Annotated in this window: 20 protein-coding genes; 6 read left to right on the top strand and 14 right to left on the bottom strand. The window is 58.9% G+C overall.

The window, feature by feature from the left end; translation table 11 throughout:
• Window positions 1–10: 10 nt before the first annotated feature.
• From spoIIIAB to GXP70_RS11155, 3 genes are all read right to left on the bottom strand, one after another.
• The gene (spoIIIAB, locus tag GXP70_RS11165; RefSeq protein ID WP_162356658.1) at window positions 11–529 is read right to left on the bottom strand and encodes a stage III sporulation protein SpoIIIAB; all 519 of its coding nucleotides are present in this window, start codon (window positions 527–529) and stop codon (window positions 11–13) included.
• Window positions 530–543: 14 nt separating this feature from the next.
• Window positions 544–1,533 (bottom strand): stage III sporulation protein AA, encoded by a 990-nt coding sequence (spoIIIAA, locus tag GXP70_RS11160; RefSeq protein WP_162356656.1) that lies wholly within the window; start codon window positions 1,531–1,533, stop codon window positions 544–546.
• Between the two features lie 166 nt (window positions 1,534–1,699).
• Window positions 1,700–1,966 (bottom strand): YqhV family protein, encoded by a 267-nt coding sequence (locus tag GXP70_RS11155; RefSeq protein WP_162356654.1) that lies wholly within the window; start codon window positions 1,964–1,966, stop codon window positions 1,700–1,702.
• Window positions 1,967–2,267: 301 nt separating this feature from the next.
• Here GXP70_RS11155 and GXP70_RS11150 point away from each other — a divergent pair, with 301 nt between their 5' ends.
• From GXP70_RS11150 to GXP70_RS11140, 3 genes are all read left to right on the top strand, one after another.
• Window positions 2,268–3,125 carry a phosphosulfolactate synthase gene (locus tag GXP70_RS11150; RefSeq protein ID WP_162356652.1) on the top strand — a complete coding sequence of 286 codons (858 nt, stop codon included), beginning with the start codon at window positions 2,268–2,270 and terminating at the stop codon, window positions 3,123–3,125.
• Between the two features lie 212 nt (window positions 3,126–3,337).
• Window positions 3,338–4,045, top strand: a complete 708-nt coding sequence (locus tag GXP70_RS11145; protein WP_162356650.1) for a 2-phosphosulfolactate phosphatase — start codon at window positions 3,338–3,340, stop codon at window positions 4,043–4,045.
• 118 nt (window positions 4,046–4,163) lie between these two features.
• Complete coding sequence (locus GXP70_RS11140; RefSeq protein WP_162356649.1) at window positions 4,164–4,628, top strand: DUF441 domain-containing protein; 465 nt, start codon at window positions 4,164–4,166, stop codon at window positions 4,626–4,628.
• 117 nt (window positions 4,629–4,745) lie between these two features.
• Here the strand turns inward: GXP70_RS11140 and GXP70_RS11135 are convergent, their stop codons facing one another.
• From GXP70_RS11135 to GXP70_RS11115, 5 genes are all read right to left on the bottom strand, one after another.
• Window positions 4,746–5,999 carry an aspartate kinase gene (locus GXP70_RS11135; RefSeq protein WP_162356647.1) on the bottom strand — a complete coding sequence of 418 codons (1,254 nt, stop codon included), beginning with the start codon at window positions 5,997–5,999 and terminating at the stop codon, window positions 4,746–4,748.
• Window positions 6,000–6,155: 156 nt separating this feature from the next.
• Window positions 6,156–6,713: an elongation factor P gene (efp, locus tag GXP70_RS11130; RefSeq protein ID WP_162356645.1), complete on the bottom strand. Its 558-nt coding sequence runs from the start codon at window positions 6,711–6,713 to the stop codon at window positions 6,156–6,158.
• Window positions 6,714–6,789: 76 nt separating this feature from the next.
• On the bottom strand, window positions 6,790–7,866 hold the full coding sequence (locus GXP70_RS11125; protein WP_162356643.1) for a M24 family metallopeptidase: 1,077 nt from the start codon (window positions 7,864–7,866) through the stop codon (window positions 6,790–6,792).
• 54 nt (window positions 7,867–7,920) lie between these two features.
• Window positions 7,921–8,358, bottom strand: coding sequence for a type II 3-dehydroquinate dehydratase (gene aroQ / locus GXP70_RS11120; RefSeq protein WP_162356641.1), 438 nt, complete (start codon window positions 8,356–8,358; stop codon window positions 7,921–7,923).
• Between the two features lie 82 nt (window positions 8,359–8,440).
• Window positions 8,441–8,977: a YqhR family membrane protein gene (locus GXP70_RS11115; RefSeq protein ID WP_225442765.1), complete on the bottom strand. Its 537-nt coding sequence runs from the start codon at window positions 8,975–8,977 to the stop codon at window positions 8,441–8,443.
• Between the two features lie 256 nt (window positions 8,978–9,233).
• Here GXP70_RS11115 and GXP70_RS11110 point away from each other — a divergent pair, with 256 nt between their 5' ends.
• Window positions 9,234–10,130 carry a DUF1385 domain-containing protein gene (locus GXP70_RS11110; protein ID WP_192043479.1) on the top strand — a complete coding sequence of 299 codons (897 nt, stop codon included), beginning with the start codon at window positions 9,234–9,236 and terminating at the stop codon, window positions 10,128–10,130.
• 51 nt (window positions 10,131–10,181) lie between these two features.
• Window positions 10,182–10,487: a hypothetical protein gene (locus GXP70_RS11105; protein WP_162356636.1), complete on the top strand. Its 306-nt coding sequence runs from the start codon at window positions 10,182–10,184 to the stop codon at window positions 10,485–10,487.
• A gap of 127 nt (window positions 10,488–10,614) precedes the next feature.
• Here the strand turns inward: GXP70_RS11105 and mntR are convergent, their stop codons facing one another.
• Window positions 10,615–11,043, bottom strand: coding sequence for a transcriptional regulator MntR (gene mntR / locus GXP70_RS11100; protein ID WP_162356634.1), 429 nt, complete (start codon window positions 11,041–11,043; stop codon window positions 10,615–10,617).
• A 225-nt stretch (window positions 11,044–11,268) separates the two neighbouring features.
• Between mntR and splB the strand changes: the two genes are divergently transcribed.
• A complete protein-coding gene (splB, locus tag GXP70_RS11095; protein WP_404822355.1) occupies window positions 11,269–12,333 on the top strand; it encodes a spore photoproduct lyase in 1,065 nt (354 codons plus the stop codon).
• A 166-nt stretch (window positions 12,334–12,499) separates the two neighbouring features.
• Here the strand turns inward: splB and GXP70_RS11090 are convergent, their stop codons facing one another.
• From GXP70_RS11090 to metG, 5 genes are all read right to left on the bottom strand, one after another.
• Window positions 12,500–13,213 carry a cytochrome c biogenesis CcdA family protein gene (locus GXP70_RS11090; protein WP_162356630.1) on the bottom strand — a complete coding sequence of 238 codons (714 nt, stop codon included), beginning with the start codon at window positions 13,211–13,213 and terminating at the stop codon, window positions 12,500–12,502.
• A 106-nt stretch (window positions 13,214–13,319) separates the two neighbouring features.
• A complete protein-coding gene (locus tag GXP70_RS11085) occupies window positions 13,320–14,126 on the bottom strand; it encodes a metal ABC transporter permease (protein WP_162356629.1) in 807 nt (268 codons plus the stop codon).
• Window positions 14,127–14,129: 3 nt separating this feature from the next.
• The gene (locus GXP70_RS11080; RefSeq protein WP_225442764.1) at window positions 14,130–14,936 is read right to left on the bottom strand and encodes a metal ABC transporter ATP-binding protein; all 807 of its coding nucleotides are present in this window, start codon (window positions 14,934–14,936) and stop codon (window positions 14,130–14,132) included.
• A gap of 33 nt (window positions 14,937–14,969) precedes the next feature.
• Window positions 14,970–15,920 (bottom strand): metal ABC transporter substrate-binding protein, encoded by a 951-nt coding sequence (locus GXP70_RS11075; protein ID WP_162360429.1) that lies wholly within the window; start codon window positions 15,918–15,920, stop codon window positions 14,970–14,972.
• Window positions 15,921–16,043: 123 nt separating this feature from the next.
• Window positions 16,044–18,062, bottom strand: a complete 2,019-nt coding sequence (gene metG, locus GXP70_RS11070) for a methionine--tRNA ligase (RefSeq protein ID WP_162356627.1) — start codon at window positions 18,060–18,062, stop codon at window positions 16,044–16,046.
• Window positions 18,063–18,439 lie beyond the last annotated feature (377 nt).

Below are 18,439 nucleotides of genomic sequence, written 5' to 3'. Positions count from 1 at the left end.
CGGCACCCCACTAAAGAATCAAAATGACGATCAGCGCGGCCGTGAGAACTCCTAAGCTTCGCCACATTTTCACGTACCTGGCGCTGTCGAGCCGCGCCGCGTCCTCCTCGAATTGCAGCTGCTGCACGGCAAGCTTCAGATGCTTCATCTGATCCTCGCGGTCGCTGATCCCGAGATTGTGTCCGAGCCGCACTAGCGCCGCCTGCTCCGTCTGCCGCATCGCCGTGTTCGGCCAGGCTTCCGTCATCGCGGCTTCCCAGCTCTCCCTGAAGGTGAGCTCTCCGCCGCCGGCAAGCCGGCCGTTCACCGCCCGCAGAATCGAAGCCGCCGGCTCCGGGACATGCGCCGCGCATCTGGCGATCGCTTCCGGCAGCGGCGTAAAGCCGTAGCCGATCTCGGTCTCCAGCCGCTGCAGCGCGTGGATCAGCTGCCGGATTTGTTTCGGTCTCGCCGCGTATCTCGCTGCCTGCTGCCAGCCGATCATCGTGCCGGCGAACAGAACGAGCGTCGCACCGATCAATTCAACCAACGCTGCCGCCTCCTCTACGCGTTTGTCGGCTCGCGCGCGGCCGGCGCCCGGTACGCGCTGGCGACCGGGAACACCCGGCCGGCAAGCGATGAGCCTGAGCGCTGCAGCTGCGCGCAGAGCCGGAAGGCGCCGGCGTCCAGCAGCCGGCCGATTACGGGCCGGGCCCGCGCGTCCTCGAGATCGAGGGCGTGCGCTGTCGCGATGACCGCCACGCCCGCGTGGCTGGCGTCCAGAATGGCCGCCGCGTCTTCCTCGCGGCCGATTTCGTCCACGATCATGATGTCCGGCGAGAGCGAACGGAGCATCATCATCATGCCCTCCGCCTTGGGACAGGCATCGAGCACGTCGGTTCTCGGCCCGACGTCGAAGGTCGGCACCCCGCGGACGCAGGCGGCGATTTCCGAACGCTCGTCGACGATGCCGACTTTGCGTCCCGGCCAGCCTGCCGCCGGCGGGTAAGCCCACTCGCCGCTGCTCGCCGCCCGGGCCAAGTCCCGGACAAGCGTCGTTTTGCCCTGCTGCGGCGGCGCGATGACGAGCGTCGACTGGAGCGTCTGCCGCCTGTGGTCCAGCAGCTTGGGCAGCAAGCTTGCCGACGCGCCGACGACCTCCCTCGCGATCCGCACGTTGAACGCCGCAATGTCGCGAATCCCGCGTACGGCGCCGCCTTCCAGCACGGTCCGGCCGGCCAGTCCGATCCGGTGACCGCCGGCGACGGTGATGTACCCGCGCCTCAATTCCTCTTCCATCGCATATAACGAATGGTTCGTGACGCGTTCCAGCATCTTGCGGCAGACATCCGTTGACGGCTTGTACGCCCCTTCGGGACGATCGAGCGGCCGTCCGTCCGGCGATAAGAACCAAAATCCCCGCGAGGTGCCGATTTCCAGCGGCCGGCATTCGCGGATGCGGATTTCTTCCAATTCGTCTTTCTGTCGTTCCGGCATTCGGCTTAGCACTTCGGCAAGCTCGGCAGGCAGCAAATGCTGCACTCCTCGAAGCATCCAGCATTCCTCCTCGGATGCATAGGCGGGCAGTTCCGCTTCGGCGGAACGACCGGCCCGGCTATCGTTTATCGGCTGTCTGACGGCGTTTTGCTAGTTTGATAGAGGATGGATTGTCCATCTTTGATCCCATTGTATGCGGACAAGCCGCCGCATATGCCTCAATCTACTTCTTCAGCGCGCCTATCAAAATGCATGCGACGCCGCCGACGATCCACAGCATTTTACCGTACGACAGTTTGTCCGACAGCCCGACAAGCCCGATCGTCGTCGTCGAAATAAGCACGAGCGGCCCCACCAGCGCCAGCGACGAATTGACGACAAGCGCCTTGTCGATCTGGTTCAGCCGCAGCATGATGAGCGCCGCCATGATTTCCAGCGTGCCGGAGAAAATCCGCAGCGTCGCCATGCTGAGCACGATTTTGTTAAGCATGCCAATCCCTCTTTTCCTATGATTCCGAACGGACTTTCGCGACTATAGCAACCGACCTCTCTTATATAACGTATGCGGGCCTGTCTCTCTTTCATTCGTATAAAATGGGCATCCGCCCCGCACTCGCGGCACCGACCCTAGGCGCCATGCATATATTGCTCGGGTGACAGGAAGAATCCGGATCTACCGCCATGGATAGGCGATTCGGGAGCTCTCCTGTTATAACGCGCGCAAAGCAGGAGCGATCTCGCCCGGCCATGCGCGAACGTGCAAGCAAACGAATGGATAGCGAGGAGATCGAATGAAATCAATTCCACAGGCGGCATGGCCCGCCTCGCTGCTGGATCCGAGCGGTCAGCGCGAATCGTCCGGCAGACCCGGCAGCGGGCTGGACACGGAACGCGTCTCCGGACGGGGACAAACGATGGTCATCGACAAAGGACTGGGACGGCATGCCTTCGAAGACTTGATGGAGACGGCGGCGGCCTATATCGACTGCGTCAAATTCGGCTTCGGAACGGCGCCGCTCTACCCGACCGAGCTGCTGCTGGCCAAAATCGATCTGGCGAAGCGGAAGGGCGTGACCGTCATGCCCGGCGGAACGCTGCTCGAAACGGCGATCCAGCAGGACGTCGCGCCTGCGTTCTTCAATACGGTATGCCGCCTGGGCTTCAACGGCATCGAGGTTTCCGACGGCACGATCGAGCTCAGCCGGAAGCTGCGCACCGAGCTCATCCAAGAAGGCGCCCGCAACGGGCTGCGGGTCGTAACGGAGTATGGGAAGAAGCTGAGCGGCTCGCTCGTCGACGCGAACGAGCTGCTGCTCACGGCCGAGGCGGATTGGCATGCCGGCGCGGATATGGTTACGATCGAAGCGCGTGAATCCGGCGTGGGCGTCGGCTTGTTCGACCGTAATGGCGAATGCGCGCAGAACGTGCTGGAGTCCGTCAGCGATACGCTCGGCGACATCAGTCGGATCATGTGGGAGACGCCGCTGAAGCAGCAGCAGGTGCAAATGCTGAAAACGTTCGGCGCCGCCGCGAATCTCGGCAATATCCAGCCGTCCGAAGTGCTCGCGCTGGAGACGATGCGCCGCGGCTTGCGTTCGGACACGTTTTATTTCGGGCAGCGGGTCGAGCCGTTCGTGTATATGATTTAAAAGTTTCGTCAAGAGCATGACCTGCGGTCGGAACGGGTCTCCAATCGCTGTTGTAGTTCTGATTTCTTCGATTATCTAGGAGAGTATTGGTTGAAATCAGACTACAAAGGCGAACGCTAACGCTTTTCCGACTCCGTTCCGACCTCCGGTCACTCCTACGACAAAACCTTTTAAATCATAGGGAAAGTAAAAAGGAAGGAAGCGTAACACGCATGCAGATTGAAGTGATTTCCAGCGTCAATGAAGCGCAAGCCGACCGGTTCGTTCACCGGACGGTCATCGTCATCGACGTGCTCCGCGCGACGAGCACGATCGTCGCCGCGCTCGCGGCCGGCGCGGCCGGCGTCATGCCCGTCGAAACCGTTCTGGAGGCGCGCTCGCTCCAATGCAGCGACCATGTGCTCGCCGGGGAGCGGTTCTGCCGCAAAATTCCCGGCTTCGAGCTGGGCAACTCGCCGGAGGAGTTTACGGCCGAAGCCGTCGGCGGCAAACGCATCGTGCTGACGACGACGAACGGGACGCGCGCGCTGCACAAGGCGATGCGCGCGGACTGCGTGCTGGCCGGCTGTCTGAACAACGCTTCCGCTTGCGCCGGCACCGCCGCGGATCTGCGCCGCGACGTCGTGCTGCTGTGCGCGGGAAGCCATAACGAGTTCGCGCTGGAAGACGGCCTTTGCGCCGGCCTCATCATCAGCGAGCTGAAGCAGCTCGGCAGCGTGCAGAGCATCGAGATGAACGATCTCGGCGCCGCCATGCTCGGCTTGTACCGCAGCAGCGACGGCAAGCTGCGAGACATGCTTCTCGGCGGCACGACGGGCCGCCGCCTCGTCAAGAACGGCCATACGCGGGATGTGGACCACTGCTGCCAGATCAACAGCAGCGTTATCGTGCCGCGGCTCCAAGGCGACGTGCTCGCGTAAGGCGTCACGATAGATCGATTACGAAGACATAACGCGAAGGCTTGTTCCATACAATGGGGGTATGGGCGCTCCATTATTCGCATGGAGGCGGTGACTACGATTGAAGGGGTCAACAAGCATGAGCGGGGAAATCGTTCTTGTCGTTCTGATCATTATCGGGTTAATCGGCCGTTCTCCGATTATATCGACGGCGGCTTGCGTGCTGCTCGTCGTGAAGCTGATCCATCTGGAGCGGTTTCTGCCGACCATCGAGCGCAGGGGCCTGGAGCTCGGCCTCCTATTCCTGACGTTCAGCGTGCTCGTCCCGTTCGCCGCGGAACGGATCGGGACGAAGGATATTATGAGCGTCGTCACTTCCTGGCCGGGCATCCTCGCGTTGACCGGCGGCGCCGTCGCGACGTACGTGAACGGCAAAGGGCTTGAAATGCTGAAGCTCGATCCGCAGCTGATCGTCGGCCTCGTGATCGGGTCGATCTTCGGCATCGTCTTCCTGCGGGGCATACCGGTCGGACCGCTGATGGCGGCGGGGATTACCGTGATTCTGATGAAGCTGTTCAGCTTCATCGGCAGCCGCTTCTTCTAGCCTGCCGCCCGCTGCGGCTCGGCCGCCCCGCATCGCATGCGGCCCGCGAACGCCAAAGAAGCCTCATCCCCCGATGACCGAGGGATGAGGCTTCTTGTATGCCGGCGCGTCAGACGATTAGCGGCGATCCTGAGGTCCGCCGACGAATGCCTGCTCCGCCGTATCCAACCCATACGCGGTATGAAGCGCGCGCACGACGTCCTGCGCCGGTTCCGCCGCGATAATGACGGACAAGCGGATTTCGGATGTCGTCACCATCTTGATGCTGATGCCGAGATCGTAGATCGCTTTGAACATTTTCGCCGCGACGCCCGGATTGCTGACCATGCCCGCGCCGACGATGGACACTTTCACGAGGTTCTCTTCCGACGTCACTTCGCGATAAGGCACCTCGCCGCGAATGCTCTCGACGACCGCGATCGCCTTGTCCTTGTCGGTGAGCGAAACCGTGAAGGCGAAGTCGGCTTTGCCGTCCTGCGTGCCGCTTTGCACGATAATGTCGACGTCGATGCCGCTCGTCGCCAGCGCGCCGAATACTTGCGCGAGGACGCCCGGAATATCTTCCACACCCAAAATGCTGATACGTGCTACGTTCTTGTCATATGCGATGCCGCGAACGACCATCCCCTGCTCCATGACCGCTTCCTCCTTCACACTCGTTCCTTCGTTTTGCGTAAAGCTGGAACGCACCACGAGCTTTACGTTGTAGTTCTTGGCGTATTCGACCGCGCGCGGATGCAGCACGGCCGCGCCCAGGTTCGCCAGCTCCAGCATTTCGTCGTACGAAATCTCGCCCAGCTTGCGCGCGCATTTCACGACGCGCGGATCCGTCGAATAGATGCCGTCCACGTCGGTATAAATCTCGCAGACGTCGGCTTGGATCGCCGCCGCGAGCGCCACTGCGGTCGTATCGGAACCGCCGCGTCCGAGCGTCGTGATCTCGCCCTCGTCCGTCGCGCCCTGGAAGCCGGCGACGATGACGGCGTGGCCGCTTTCGAGCGCGTCGAAGATCCGCCGCGGCTGAATGTCCGTGATCCGGGCTTTGCCGTGCACGGCTTCGGTCGAAATGCCCGCTTGCCAGCCCGTGAACGACTTCGCTTTGTAACCGAGCGCATCGATCGTCATGGACAGCAGCGCGACCGAGATTTGTTCGCCGACCGTCAGCAGCATATCCATCTCGCGCGCCGGCGGATTCGGGTTCAGCAGCTTCGACTGATCGATCAGATCGTCCGTCGTATCTCCCATGGCCGAGACGACGACGACGACGTCGTGACCGGCCTCTCTATAATCGGCAATTCGCCTGGCAACCCGCTGCATCCGCTCTGTCGAGCCTACGGAGCTGCCGCCGAATTTCATTACTATCAACGACACCGCTCATCCACTCCCACGAAAGTTCTAGTGTAAAAGTCTTAGGTTGTAATGTTTCATCAAAACAAGATTATATCATAAGCGCAACCTTTTGAATACGACAAAAACCGCCTGGGCGCGTAGCCAAGCGGTTCCGATGGAGCGTTATCGATGCCGAAATTAAGCGCGGGAAATGTATTTGCCGTCGCGCGTATCGATCAGCAGGACATCGCCTTCGTTAATGAAGAGAGGCACTTGCACGTTCAGGCCGGTTTCGACCGTCGCGTTCTTCGTCGCGCCTTGCGCCGTGTTGCCTTTAACGCCAGGCTCCGTTTCCGTTACTTTCAGGTCGACGCTGTTCGGCAGCTGAATGCCGATGATTTCGCCGTTGTAGCTGGAGATGTTAACGGTCATGTTTTCTTTCAGGAAGTTGATCTCCCATTCCAGCTGGTTCTTGTCGAGCGTGAATTGGTCGAAGGATTCGTTGTCCATGAAGGAGTATTCCGTGCCGGAGTTGTACAGGTATTGAACGGCGCGGTTCTCGATCGTCGCTCTGCCGATGTTCTCGCCGGCGCGGAACGTACGCTCGACCGTGTTGCCGTTGCGGAGGTTTTTTAATTTGGAGCGGACGAAAGCCGCGCCTTTACCCGGTTTTACGTGCTGGAAGTCCAGAACCGTGAAGATGTCGCCGTCAACCTCGACGGTCAGGCCTGTTTTAAAATCGTTTACTGAAATCACTGCAGATTCCTCCTAGAATTAGTTGCCTGCTCCGCGCGGACGCGGCTGCGGGCGATGAAGATATGTTTAGTTGAACTCATTCCAAAATGAACAATGTTTTCGGAGATGAGGTTAACAACGTATTGCCGGCGGCGGTGATGACGATATCGTCCTCGATGCGCACGCCTCCGAAGCCCGGCAGGTAAATGCCCGGCTCGACCGTTACGGTCATGCCCGGCTCCAGCACGGCCGTGCCCGAAACCGACAGCCGCGGCGCTTCATGGATTTCCATGCCGAGACCGTGTCCGGTGCCGTGCCCGAATTTGTCGCCGTACCCGTAGCGGGTAATGATATCGCGGGCGATGGCGTCGGCTTCCTTGCCTGTCATGCCCGGCTTGATGCCGGCCAATGTCGCCAATTGGGCTTCCAGCACGATTTCGTAAATCTCGCGGTGGCGGTCCGTCGGCTTGCCGACGACGACGGTTCGCGTCAAGTCGGAGCAGTAGCCGTTATAGTACGCGCCGAAATCAAGCTTCACGAACTCGTCGGTGCCGATGACCCGGTCGCTGGCAACGCCGTGCGGCAGCGCGGAACGCTCGCCCGACGCGACGATCGTGTCGAACGACGACGACGTCGCGCCCCTGCTGCGCATGAACATTTCCATTTCGAGCGCGACCTCTCGCTCGCGCAGCCCCGGTTTAATGAACGAAAGCATATGCTGGAACGTATCGTCCGCCAGCTTGCATGCGTCGCGCATGATCGCAAGCTCGGATTCGTCCTTGTACATCCGCAGCCCTTCGATGGCGCCGGATACGGGCACAAGCTCGATATCCGCGCCGAGCGCGGACTTCCAGGCGGTATATTCGCTGAACACGACGGTGTCCTGTTCGAAAGCCAGTTTCTTGACGCCGGCCGGTACGGCCAGTTCCTTGACCGATTCGATCCACTTCTGGGCATGCTCCACGACGGTAAAGTTAACCGCTTGCTGAGGCGCCTGCGTCATATAGCGGAAATCGGTCAGCAGCCAGCTGTCCTTCTGCGTGACGAGCAGCACGCCGGACGAACCGGTAAAGCCGCTTATGTATCTGCGGTTCACGGCATTCGTGACCAGCATGGCATCCACGCCAAGCTGCTGCAGCTTCCCGCGTAGTCCCGCGACTCGCGTAGTGGTCATGAAATCACCCTGTTTCCGAAATCCTGCAGGCACGATGCGGCTTGACAGGATTGCTTAATTTTTCAAATGCTGGACGAGGGCAGTCAAGCCTAACACGTAGCTTTGCGCGCCGAATCCGGCGATTTGGCCGATGGCGACAGGCGCGATGACGGAGACGTGCCTGAACGCTTCCCGCTTGTGAATGTTCGAAATATGCACTTCGACGACGGGCAGCCCGACGGTGCTGAACGCATCGCGAATCGCATAGCTGTAATGCGTGAACGCGCCCGGATTGATCACGATGCCGTCCGCCGTGCCGTACGCTTCGTGAATCCGGTCAATCAGCGCGCCCTCGTGATTGGACTGGAAGAATGAAATCCGAACGCCCATCTCTTCCGCCGTCCGCTTCAGCAGCGTTTCGATGCCTTCCAGCGTCGTACTGCCGTAAATGCCGGGCTCGCGGATGCCGAGCATGTTGAGATTCGGTCCGTTTAATACAAGTATTGACGTCATGGCGAGTCCTCCCGGCGCATAGATCATTAGCCATTCTACCACAAATACCTACGCTTTGAGAAGTGCCGCGGCGCCCTTGCGCCTAGTGCGCGCCCATCGGCTCGCGAGACGCCTCGTCCGTGTATTCGTAAGCGATCGTAAAGCCGATAAACAGCCCCCAAACGAGGTAAAGCGCGCATTCCGTGAAAATCGTGTCGTACCCGATCTTATTCATATACGGGAACATCCCCAGCATCGGCCCTGCCATGCCGAACAGGATGATCCACCAGAACAAGCCGTAGAACAACCCCGGCCACGGGCCCGACAAGCGGCCAAGGGCAAGCTTGTACAGCAAGGCGGCAATGACCGAGAAGACGATAAAGAAGCCGATGCCGACCGCATGCCCCCAATACGTCTTCAGAAACGATTGCTTGAAGAAAGGATCCGCCAGAAAGCCCGGCAGTACCTTCGTGAAGCTGATCGTATACAGCAGCCAGCGCATCAGCCCCCAGAACAAGCCGCCGAAGAAGCCGAGCTGCAGGCAATACCAGAACGGATGCGTATGGGCAGATGCGTCGTAAGGCAAGTCTTTGCTCTTCCCTGCATTCATCCGCTTGCGGTTCTTTATCGTCTTGCGCATCTTCATTCCTCCGTAATTTGGACATCTGATTCAAACGCCTGCGGATAGTATGCGCAAAGGTCGAAGCGGCAAACCGGAGGCGGCCGTTAGCCGGGAGAGGATCCCGCTCGCAAAGTCGCGTAGAATCAAGTACAATAACAAGAGAGCCCGTTCATAGAACCGATCTACTTATTACGTCAAATTAAAGGATGGTGATTCGCCCTTGTCGCAAAGCACGCAAAATATTTACGGCGGACAAGCCGTCATTGAGGGCGTCATGTTCGCAGGCCGAAACGCGAACGTAACCGCAGTGCGCCGCAAAAATAACGAAATCATATTTTACGAAGTCCCCCGCAAAACGACGCCATGGATTCAAAACCTGAAAAAAATTCCGATTGTGCGCGGCGTTGTCGCGATATTGGAATCCAGCGCGAAAGGCTCCCAGCATTTGAATTTCTCCATGGAATCCTACGCGGAGGATGAGCTCCCGGCCGATAAGGACAAGGAGGACGTTCCTGGCGGGAAGGAAGAGAAGAAGGGCTGGAGCCTCAGCATGATCGTCGGCGTAGCCGTCGCTGGGATCCTCTCGTTCGTCTTCGGCAAGCTGGTATTTACCGTCGTGCCGGCCTTGATCGAACAATTGATCTTTGGACATGCGTTCAAGAATATAATAGTACACAACCTCATCGAAGGCGCTATCAAGATCCTGTTCCTGCTCTCGTACCTGTATTTTATCTCGCTGACGCCGCTGATCAAACGGCTCTTCCAGTATCACGGCGCCGAACATAAAGTAATCAGCGCGTACGAAGCGGGCGCGGAGCTGACCGTGGACAACGTTCAGGGCTTCACCCGGCTGCACTACCGCTGCGGCAGCAGCTTCATCGTGTTCTCCGTGCTCGTCGGCGTCATCGTATATTCGTTCTTCCATTGGGATTCGCTGTGGGAACGCGTATACTTGCGCGTGCTGCTCCTCCCGGTGGTGCTCGGCTTCTCGTATGAAGCGCTTCGCTTCACGAACGCGCTGCGCGACTTGCCGGTGCTTCGTTTCCTCGGCTATCCGGGCTTGTGGCTGCAGAAGCTGACGACGAAAGAGCCGACGGACGATCAGGTCGCCGTCTCGATCGCCTCGTTCAACCGCATGCTGGAACTGGATCGTCAAGGCGTCCGCTCGTAATCATCGACAACCGCTTCACATTATGATCCGGGAAGGAAGGGTGAGCGCGTCATGCCTCGTAAACTGAGTCTGCCAACCATCATCATTCTGGTGCTTATCGTCATTGGACTTGTCGCTCAAACGATCAGCAATCCCTATCAGCTGCTTATACCGGTCGTTGTTTTCGGAGCGATATATTTGCTATATAAGTTCCCGCCCGGCGCTGCCAGGAAGGCGAGAACGAAGACGCAGCCGCGCTACAAGGCCGGCGCCCGCAAGGATGCGCAGCAGTCCAGCCGGACCAAGACGCGCAAGCATATGCCGTTCCGCGTCATTGAAGGCGGCAAGGACGACGACGATTTGCCGAAATATCATTAGCGTCCGCCGGATTTCAAGCCGGCACAAGCAAAGGGGCTTCCCGCTTGCCGATCGCATCGTATGCGACGGCGCCGGAAGCCCCTTTTCATCCCCTATGCAGTTATTGCGCTTCTCTCGTCCGGAGCCCTTAGGCTTCCTCGTTGTTCAATTCCGCTTGAATCGCTTTAAACGCTTCCATCCTGGATGGCTCTCTGCGGAAAAACTCCACCAGCGTCTCGATGCACGTGATGGAATCCCAGCTCAAGTGATGCTCGATCCCCTCGACATCCTTATAAATATTCTCTTCCTGGACGCCGATGACGGTCAGGAACGATTCCAGCAAATGATGGCGCTCCATGAGCCGCTTGCCCATCTTTCTGCCTTTGTTGGTCAGTACGAGCCCGCGGTACTTCTCGTAAATCAAATACTGATCCTTGTCGAGCTTCTGGATCATTTTCGTAACAGAGGACGGATGCACTTCAAGCCCTTCTGCGATATCGGAGACCCGGGCATAGCCCTTCTCGTCGATTAATTTATAAATGCGTTCCAAATAATCCTCCATACTTGGAGTCGGCATCGTACAACCTCCATTTCACCCGCATCCCGTACGAACGGATCGTTTGCATCTCTTCTGCATCGCGGCCGGCAAACCGGCCCTTCCGCGTTCACTCTTAGTATCATACACCGCTCGCCCCCCTGCCGCAACCGCGTCCCCTGCTAAACTTACCAGGTTTGCCGATGACCCGACGTCTCCAAACTAACGGCATTACCGAGCAGTCAAGGAGGCTTGCCGCGCATGGGCATAACGACGCTGGAACGATCGAAACCGAAGAAGAACGTTCATGATTCCTTCATCCCCGAGCTCGTCTATTTCGAACCCGCTTCGCTCGATTATCCGAAGGGCCGCAGCATTATGGAGTGGGTCCAATCGTTGCATATACCGTACCGGATGACGACTTCCCACAACCGGATCACGAACCTGCCGGGCGACACCGAGCTGGAGCAGTACAAAATCGCCAAGCGCACGCTCGTCGTCGGCATCCGCAAGACGCTGAAATTCGATACGTCCAAGCCGTCGGCGGAATATGCCATTCCGATCGCAACCGGCTGCATGGGTCACTGCCACTACTGCTACCTGCAGACGACGCTGGGCGCCAAGCCGTATATTCGCGTCTACGTCAACACGGACGATATCCTTGCCGCGGCCAAAGGGTACATCGACGAGCGGATTCCGGAAATTACCCGCTTCGAAGCCGCCTGTACGTCCGACCCGGTCGGCCTGGAGCCGATTACCGGGAGCCTGCGGGAGCTCATCGCGTTCATGGCTGACCAGGAATACGGCCGGCTGCGGTTCGTGACGAAGTTCCACTACGTCGATTCGCTGCTCCATCTCAAGCATAACGGCCATACGCGGATTCGGTTCAGCGTGAACGCCAAGTACGTCATCAAGCATTTCGAGCCGTCGACGTCCCGCTTCGAGGATCGGATTGAAGCCGCGGCCAAAATCGCCAGAGCCGGCTATCCGCTCGGCTTCATCATCGCCCCGATCATCTGGCACGACGGCTGGCAGGAAGGCTACGCCGAGCTGCTGTCCTCGCTCGCCGAGGCGCTGCCGGAGGACGCTTCGCGCAATTTGACGTTCGAGCTGATCCAGCACCGGTTCACGAAGACGGCCAAGAACGTCATCGAGAGGCGCTATCCCCGGACGAAGCTCGAGATGGACATTGAGAAGCGCAAGTACAAATGGGGCCGCTGGGGACAAGGCAAGTACGTCTATCCCGATGAGCAGGCGGAAGCGCTCCGGATGTTCATCTCGGAGCGCATTTTTGAACATTTTGAAGATGCGAAGATCGAATACTTCACTTAAGGAGGCTTAGGAGCATGCGCCCTCCGGTCGGTGCGGGTCTCCACTCGCTGTTGTAGTTCTGATTTCCTTGATTATATAAGAGAGTAGAGGTGGAATTCAGACTACAAAGGCGACCGCTGACGCTGTTCCGACTCCGCACCGACTCTCCGGGCACACTTCAAAGCCGTCAGAACTTCAGAAACTCAGGGGTAAGGTCGTTCAGCCAGATCGTAATCTTCGTCATCTGGTCGGTAAATAGCAGAATGCCCATGAGGAGCATGACCGCGCCGCCGATTTTCATCATGATGCCGGAGTAACGCACGATCCAGCGCGTGGAACCGATGAAGAACGCCAGGACGAAGAACGGAATCGCGAAGCCGAGGGCGTACGCCGTCGTCAGTTCGAACCAGGTGCCGGGATGCGAGGCGGCCAGCAGCAGAATGCTCGCCAGAATCGGCCCCGTGCAGGGCGACCAGCCGGCGGAGAAGCCGATGCCGAAGATGAAGGAAGCCAGGTAACCGGACTTCTTCATGCGCAGCGGCATCTTCATCTCGCGCAGCAGCACTTTCGGCTGGATCAAGCCCATCAGGATTAGGCCCATGAGAATAATAAGTACGGCGGACAATTGCCGGATCAGGTCCTGGTACTTGGAGAATTGCTCCGCGAACGCGTTCGTTCCGTACCCGAGCGTGTAATAGACGACCGAGAAGCCGAGGATGAAGAACAGCGTGTGGGTCATCGTCCGGATCCGAACTTCGCGGCCGGGGTGCTCGCTCTTCAAATCGGCAACCGAAACGCCCGTTATGTATGAAAGATAAGACGGATAGAGCGGCAGGCAGCAAGGCGAGATGAACGAGGCGATGCCCGCCCCGAACGCTGCCCAGACGGTTACGTCTGACATAAGTATACCTCCTAGGACGCATAGGCGAGCAGTTCCGCGTCAGCGGAACGACCAGCCTTGGATACATAGGCGAGCAGTTCCGCGTCAGCGGAACGACCAGCCGGTTTCAGCCGGTGCTGAACTTCTTCCTGACGGAGAGCAGCAGCAGCAATATGACGATCAGCAGCATGACGATAGTGCCTCCCGGCGCCAAATTCCATACGCCGGCCATCAAGAGACCGATGACGACCGCGAGCTCCGCGACGACGACGACGGTCACAATGGACTGGCGGAAGCTTCTGGCGACGGCAAGGCTGCAGGCCGCCGGAATGGTAAGCAGCGCGGAGACGAGCAGCGCGCCGACGATTTTGATCGAGACGCTGATGACGAGCGCCGTAAGAATGCTGATCATGAAATTAAAATACCGCGTAGGCAGTCCGCTGACCGCCGCCGCATCCTCGTCGAACGAGAGGAGAAACAGCTCCTTGGCATGCAGGCCGATCGCCAGCAGCACGACGACCGTAACGATGCCGATCAGCACCAGATCGAGCGTATCCAGCGTATAGATGCTGCCGAACAAGTAGCCGGTCACGCTGACGTTGAAGCCCTTCCCCATCGAGAACAACAGCGAGGCCAGCGCGACGCCCCCCGACATAATAATGGCGATCGACAGCTCCGCGTACGTCTTGTACGCCTTGCGCAGCTTCTCGATGGCGAAGGTCGCCGCGATGGCGAACAGCAGTCCGACCGCCACCGGATATACGCCGGTCAAGAAACCTAGCGCAACGCCCGCGATCGAGACATGCGACAGCGTGTCGCCGATCATCGACAGCCTGCGGAGCACGAGGAACAAGCCCATCAGCGGCGCCGTTACGCCGATCAGAATCCCGCCGATCAGCGCCCGTTGAAAAAATTCAAGTGTTACGATATCCAACTGCTATACGCCTACTTTCCCGCTCTCCATCGCTTGACGCAGCCCGCGAAGGCTGTGCGTCAAGTTCGTCTCCCCGCAATCTTCGAGATCGTGGGAATGCTTTACGTAAAAATCGATTTTGCCTGCTTGCCGCTTCGGCTCCTGCCCCAGATAGGAGCGGATCATTTCCATATCGTGCGACACCATCAGGAACGTGATGTTGTGATGCTGGTGCATATGCTTGATGAGATGGAAGAACCCTTCCTGCGTTTCCGTATCGATGCCGACCGTCGGTTCGTCCAGAATGAGCAGCGCCGGATTGTTGATGAGCGCTCTTGCCAGGAATGCGCGCTGCTGCTGCCCGCCGGACAGCTGCCCGATGCGCTTCTCGGCCAAATCCTCGATGTCCATCGCATGCAGCGCATCGTCGCATTTGACCGCATCGGCTTTCGATACGCGCTTGAACAGCTTGTTGCGGTTGTACAGCCCGGATAGCACGACTTCGCGCACCGTCGCCGGAAAAAGCGGGTTGAACGAGTTTTTCTGCGGCACGTAGCCGATCCGCTCCCAGTCGCGGAACTGCCCGATCGGACGGCCGAACAGCTTGATCGAACCGCCCGTCGGCTTCAGCAGGCCGACGATCATGCGCAGCAGCGTCGTCTTCCCGGCGCCGTTCGAACCGATTACGCCGACGAAGTCCCGCTCCTGCACGGCAAAGCTGACATTGCTGATAACGGGCCGCTGCTCGTAAGCGAACGATACGTCATCGAGCTCGATAATCGGCGCATGGCAGGCGAACTGCGCTTTCTGCATCTCTTGTTCTGCTAACATCTTCTCTCACTCCCGAGCTTTGCAATTCTCTGTTTATTGTAAGGCCAATACGAGATTTTGCAAATTCTTCTCCATCAGCGAGAAATAATCGTCCCCGTTGGACGCTTCTTTCGGCGTCAAGCCTTCCAGCGGATTGAGCACCAGCGTCTGAATGCGGGCTTCCCTGGCGAGCGTCCTGGCAATCTCGTCGGACACCAGCTCTTCGAAGAAAATATACTTGATGTCGTTCTCCTTCACGAATTTCGTGATATTCAGCAAATCCTGCGCTTTCGGTTCGGCATCCGGAGATAGCCCCATTATAGCCACTTGCTTCAAGCCGTAATCACGCGCCAGATAGCCGAATGCCTGGTGCGACGTCACGATGTCCTTCTTCTTCACGCCGGACAGCTTGTCGGAATACTCCTTGTCGAGCGCCGACAGCTTCTGTTCAAGCGCGTTGTAGCCGGTCTCGTAAGACGCCTTGTGCTCCGGATCGGCCGCTATGAAATTCGCAAGAACCAGCTTGGCCATCACCATCATCGACTTCGGGCTCACCCAGGTATGCGGATCGACGTGCCCCTCGTCCGGGTGATCGTCTTCGTCCTCGGGATTGCCGGAAATCTTCGGAATGTCCTTGCTGACTTCCACCGTCACAAGCTTGGAGTCGCGGGGCAGTCCTTGCAGGAAGTCATTGACCCAGCCCTCCAGACCGGCACCGTTATATAGAAACAGCTGCGCCTTCGACACCGTGTCCAGGTCGCGGCTCTTCGGCGTCCAATCATGCGGCTCGACGCCTGCCGGAATCATATTGATCACGTTGGCGTCCTTGCCGCCGATTTGCTCAGCCAGGAAATAAAGCGGATAAAAGCTCGTCACCACGTTCAGCTTGCCTTCGACCAGCTTGCCTTGACCGGTCGAACCGCAGCCTGCCGCGAAAACGATCAGCGCCGCCAGCGATACCGCCGCGAACGCTATGCGGAATGAAACCCTCTTAAACACGTACATCATGCCCCTCGCTCTATGAATAAACATAATCGTAAACATTACTATTAACATTATATAAAGGGGCATGTGCCCTGTCAACAAAACGACCGCCGGAGCTGGGCGCTCCGGCGGTAAGATTCAAGCTTATTTCACAATTGCGCCGTTCGGCATATCGTCCGGCACGGTTGCCAGCGTCAGCTGGTCGCCATGGGAAGCGGCCAGGATCATCCCTTGGGACATTTCGCCGCGCAGCTTCACCGGCTTCAGGTTGACGACGCAAATCACTTTGCGGCCGACCAGCTCTTCCGGCTTGTAGAACTTCGCGATGCCGGAGACGACTTGCCGCTGCTCGTAGCCGAGGTCCAGCTGCAGCTTCAGCAGCTTATCCGCCTTCGGCACCGGCTCGGCGGCAAGCACTTGCGCGACGCGAAGCTCGACCTTGCCGAACTCGTCGATGCCGATTTCTTCCTTGGCATCCGCTGCTGCCCCCGGCTGCTCCGCCGCAGCGCCGTCCGCCGGAGCCGGTGCTGCCGGGGCGGATTCCGCGGCCGGGGCGGCCGTCTCCGCCGGCGCCGCTCCGCCATTCATCGACGTCGCGATGAATGCCGTTTCTTCCGCGACGTCAAGGCGCGGGAAGATCGGCTCGCCCTTCGCGACGCGCGTTCCGCCGGGCAGCAGCCCGAATTGCTTCGTGCTCTCCCAATCGGTGAGCGCGCCTTCCCCGATGCCCAGCTGCGCCCGGATCTTGAGCGGCGCGTTCGTCAGGAACGGCTGCAGCAGAATGGAGATGATGCGCAGCGATTCCGCCAGATGATGCATGACGGACGCGAGCTCGCCTTTCTTCTCGCCGCTCTTGGCGAGCGTCCACGGCTGGGTTTCGTCGATGTACTTGTTCGTCCGGCTCACCAGCTGCCAGATGGCCGTCAGCGCGACGGAGAACTCCATCCGCTCCATCGCCGCTTCCACCTGCTCGGCCGTGCTTCGCGCAAGCGACGCCAGCTTCTCGTCGAACGCCGTGACGGCGCCGTCGTACGCGGGGATTTCGCCATCGAAATATTTGCCGATCATCGCGACCGTCCGGTTCAGCAGGTTGCCGAGATCGTTCGCCAGGTCGAAATTGATCCGTTCCACGAAGTTCTCCGGCGTGAACGTGCCGTCTGCGCCGAACGGCACCTCGCGCAGCAAGTAATAGCGCAGCGCATCGAGCCCGTAGCGGTCGATCAGCGTCACCGGATCGACGACATTGCCTTTCGATTTGGACATTTTGCCGTCCTTCATCAGCAGCCAGCCGTGCGCGAATACCTTCTTCGGCAGCGGCAGGCCGAGCGCCATCAGCATGATCGGCCAATAGATCGTATGGAAGCGGACGATTTCCTTGCCGACGAGATGCACGTCCGCCGGCCAGAACTTGTCGAAGCGGGCGCTGTCGTCCGATCCATACCCGAGCGCCGTGATGTAGTTGGACAGCGCGTCGATCCATACGTAGACCACATGCTTCGGATCGCCTTTGACCTTGATGCCCCAGTCGAACGTCGTGCGGGAAACCGCCAGATCCTCGAGGCCGGGCTTGATGAAGTTGTTGATCATTTCGTTCTTGCGGGATTCCGGCTGGATGAAATCCGGATTCTCTTCATAATACTGCAGCAGGCGGTCGGCGTATTTGCTCATCCGGAAGAAGTAGCTTTCTTCCTTGACGAGCTCGACGGGACGTCCGCAGTCCGGGCAGTTGCCGTCAACCAGCTGGCGTTCCAGGAAGAACGATTCGCACGGCGTACAATACCAGCCTTCGTAGTTGCCCTTGTAGATGTCGCCCTGCTGCAGCAGACGGTCGAAAATCTGCTCGACGACGACTTTATGCCGCTCTTGCGTCGTCCGGATGAAATCGTCGTTGGAGATGTCGAGCTTCTTCCACAGATCCTTGATCAGCACGACGATATCGTCGACGAACTGCTGCGGCGTCTTGCCTTTCTCCGCGGCTTTGCGCTCGATCTTCTGCCCATGCTCGTCGGTGCCTGTCAAATACCAGACATCGTAGCCGCGAAGCCGTTTGTAACGCGCCATCGCGTCCCCTGCAACCGTCGTGTACGCGTGCCCGATATGCAGCTTGTCGCTCGGATAATAAATCGGGGTCGTAATGTAAAACGCTGGTTTATTGTCGCTCATGCGTAACACTCCCTCAATGTCGTTGAAAAACAAAAAAAGCCCCCGTCCGCTATGGGACGAAAGCTGAATGCTCACGTGGTACCACCCAAATTCCTCTCTTCCGGATGGGCGAACGCAATGCCGCGCCGTACGGGAAGAAAGCTTCATTCGGCTCACCCTTCTTCAGGATGAGCAGCCGACCTGTAACGGGGTCAATCGCCGCGGCCTTGCCCGGCGCCTTATGCGCCGCAGTTCGACAGCGGTTCTCCCGGACCATCTTCCACAAGCTGCTCCTTGCCGGTTTCCAGCTCCTCCGGCTCTCTGGTAAGGTCAACGCTTCTGTACTTATCCGTTCATCGAATGCAGTATGCAGATGCAATGGAATGCTCTTGCAGAAA

The sequence above is a fragment of the Paenibacillus lycopersici genome (assembly GCF_010119935.1).
Taxonomy (GTDB): domain Bacteria; phylum Bacillota; class Bacilli; order Paenibacillales; family Paenibacillaceae; genus Paenibacillus_Z; species Paenibacillus_Z lycopersici.
The sequence above is the reverse complement of the archived record's forward strand: the minus strand, read 5'-3'. Positions and strand labels throughout refer to the sequence as shown.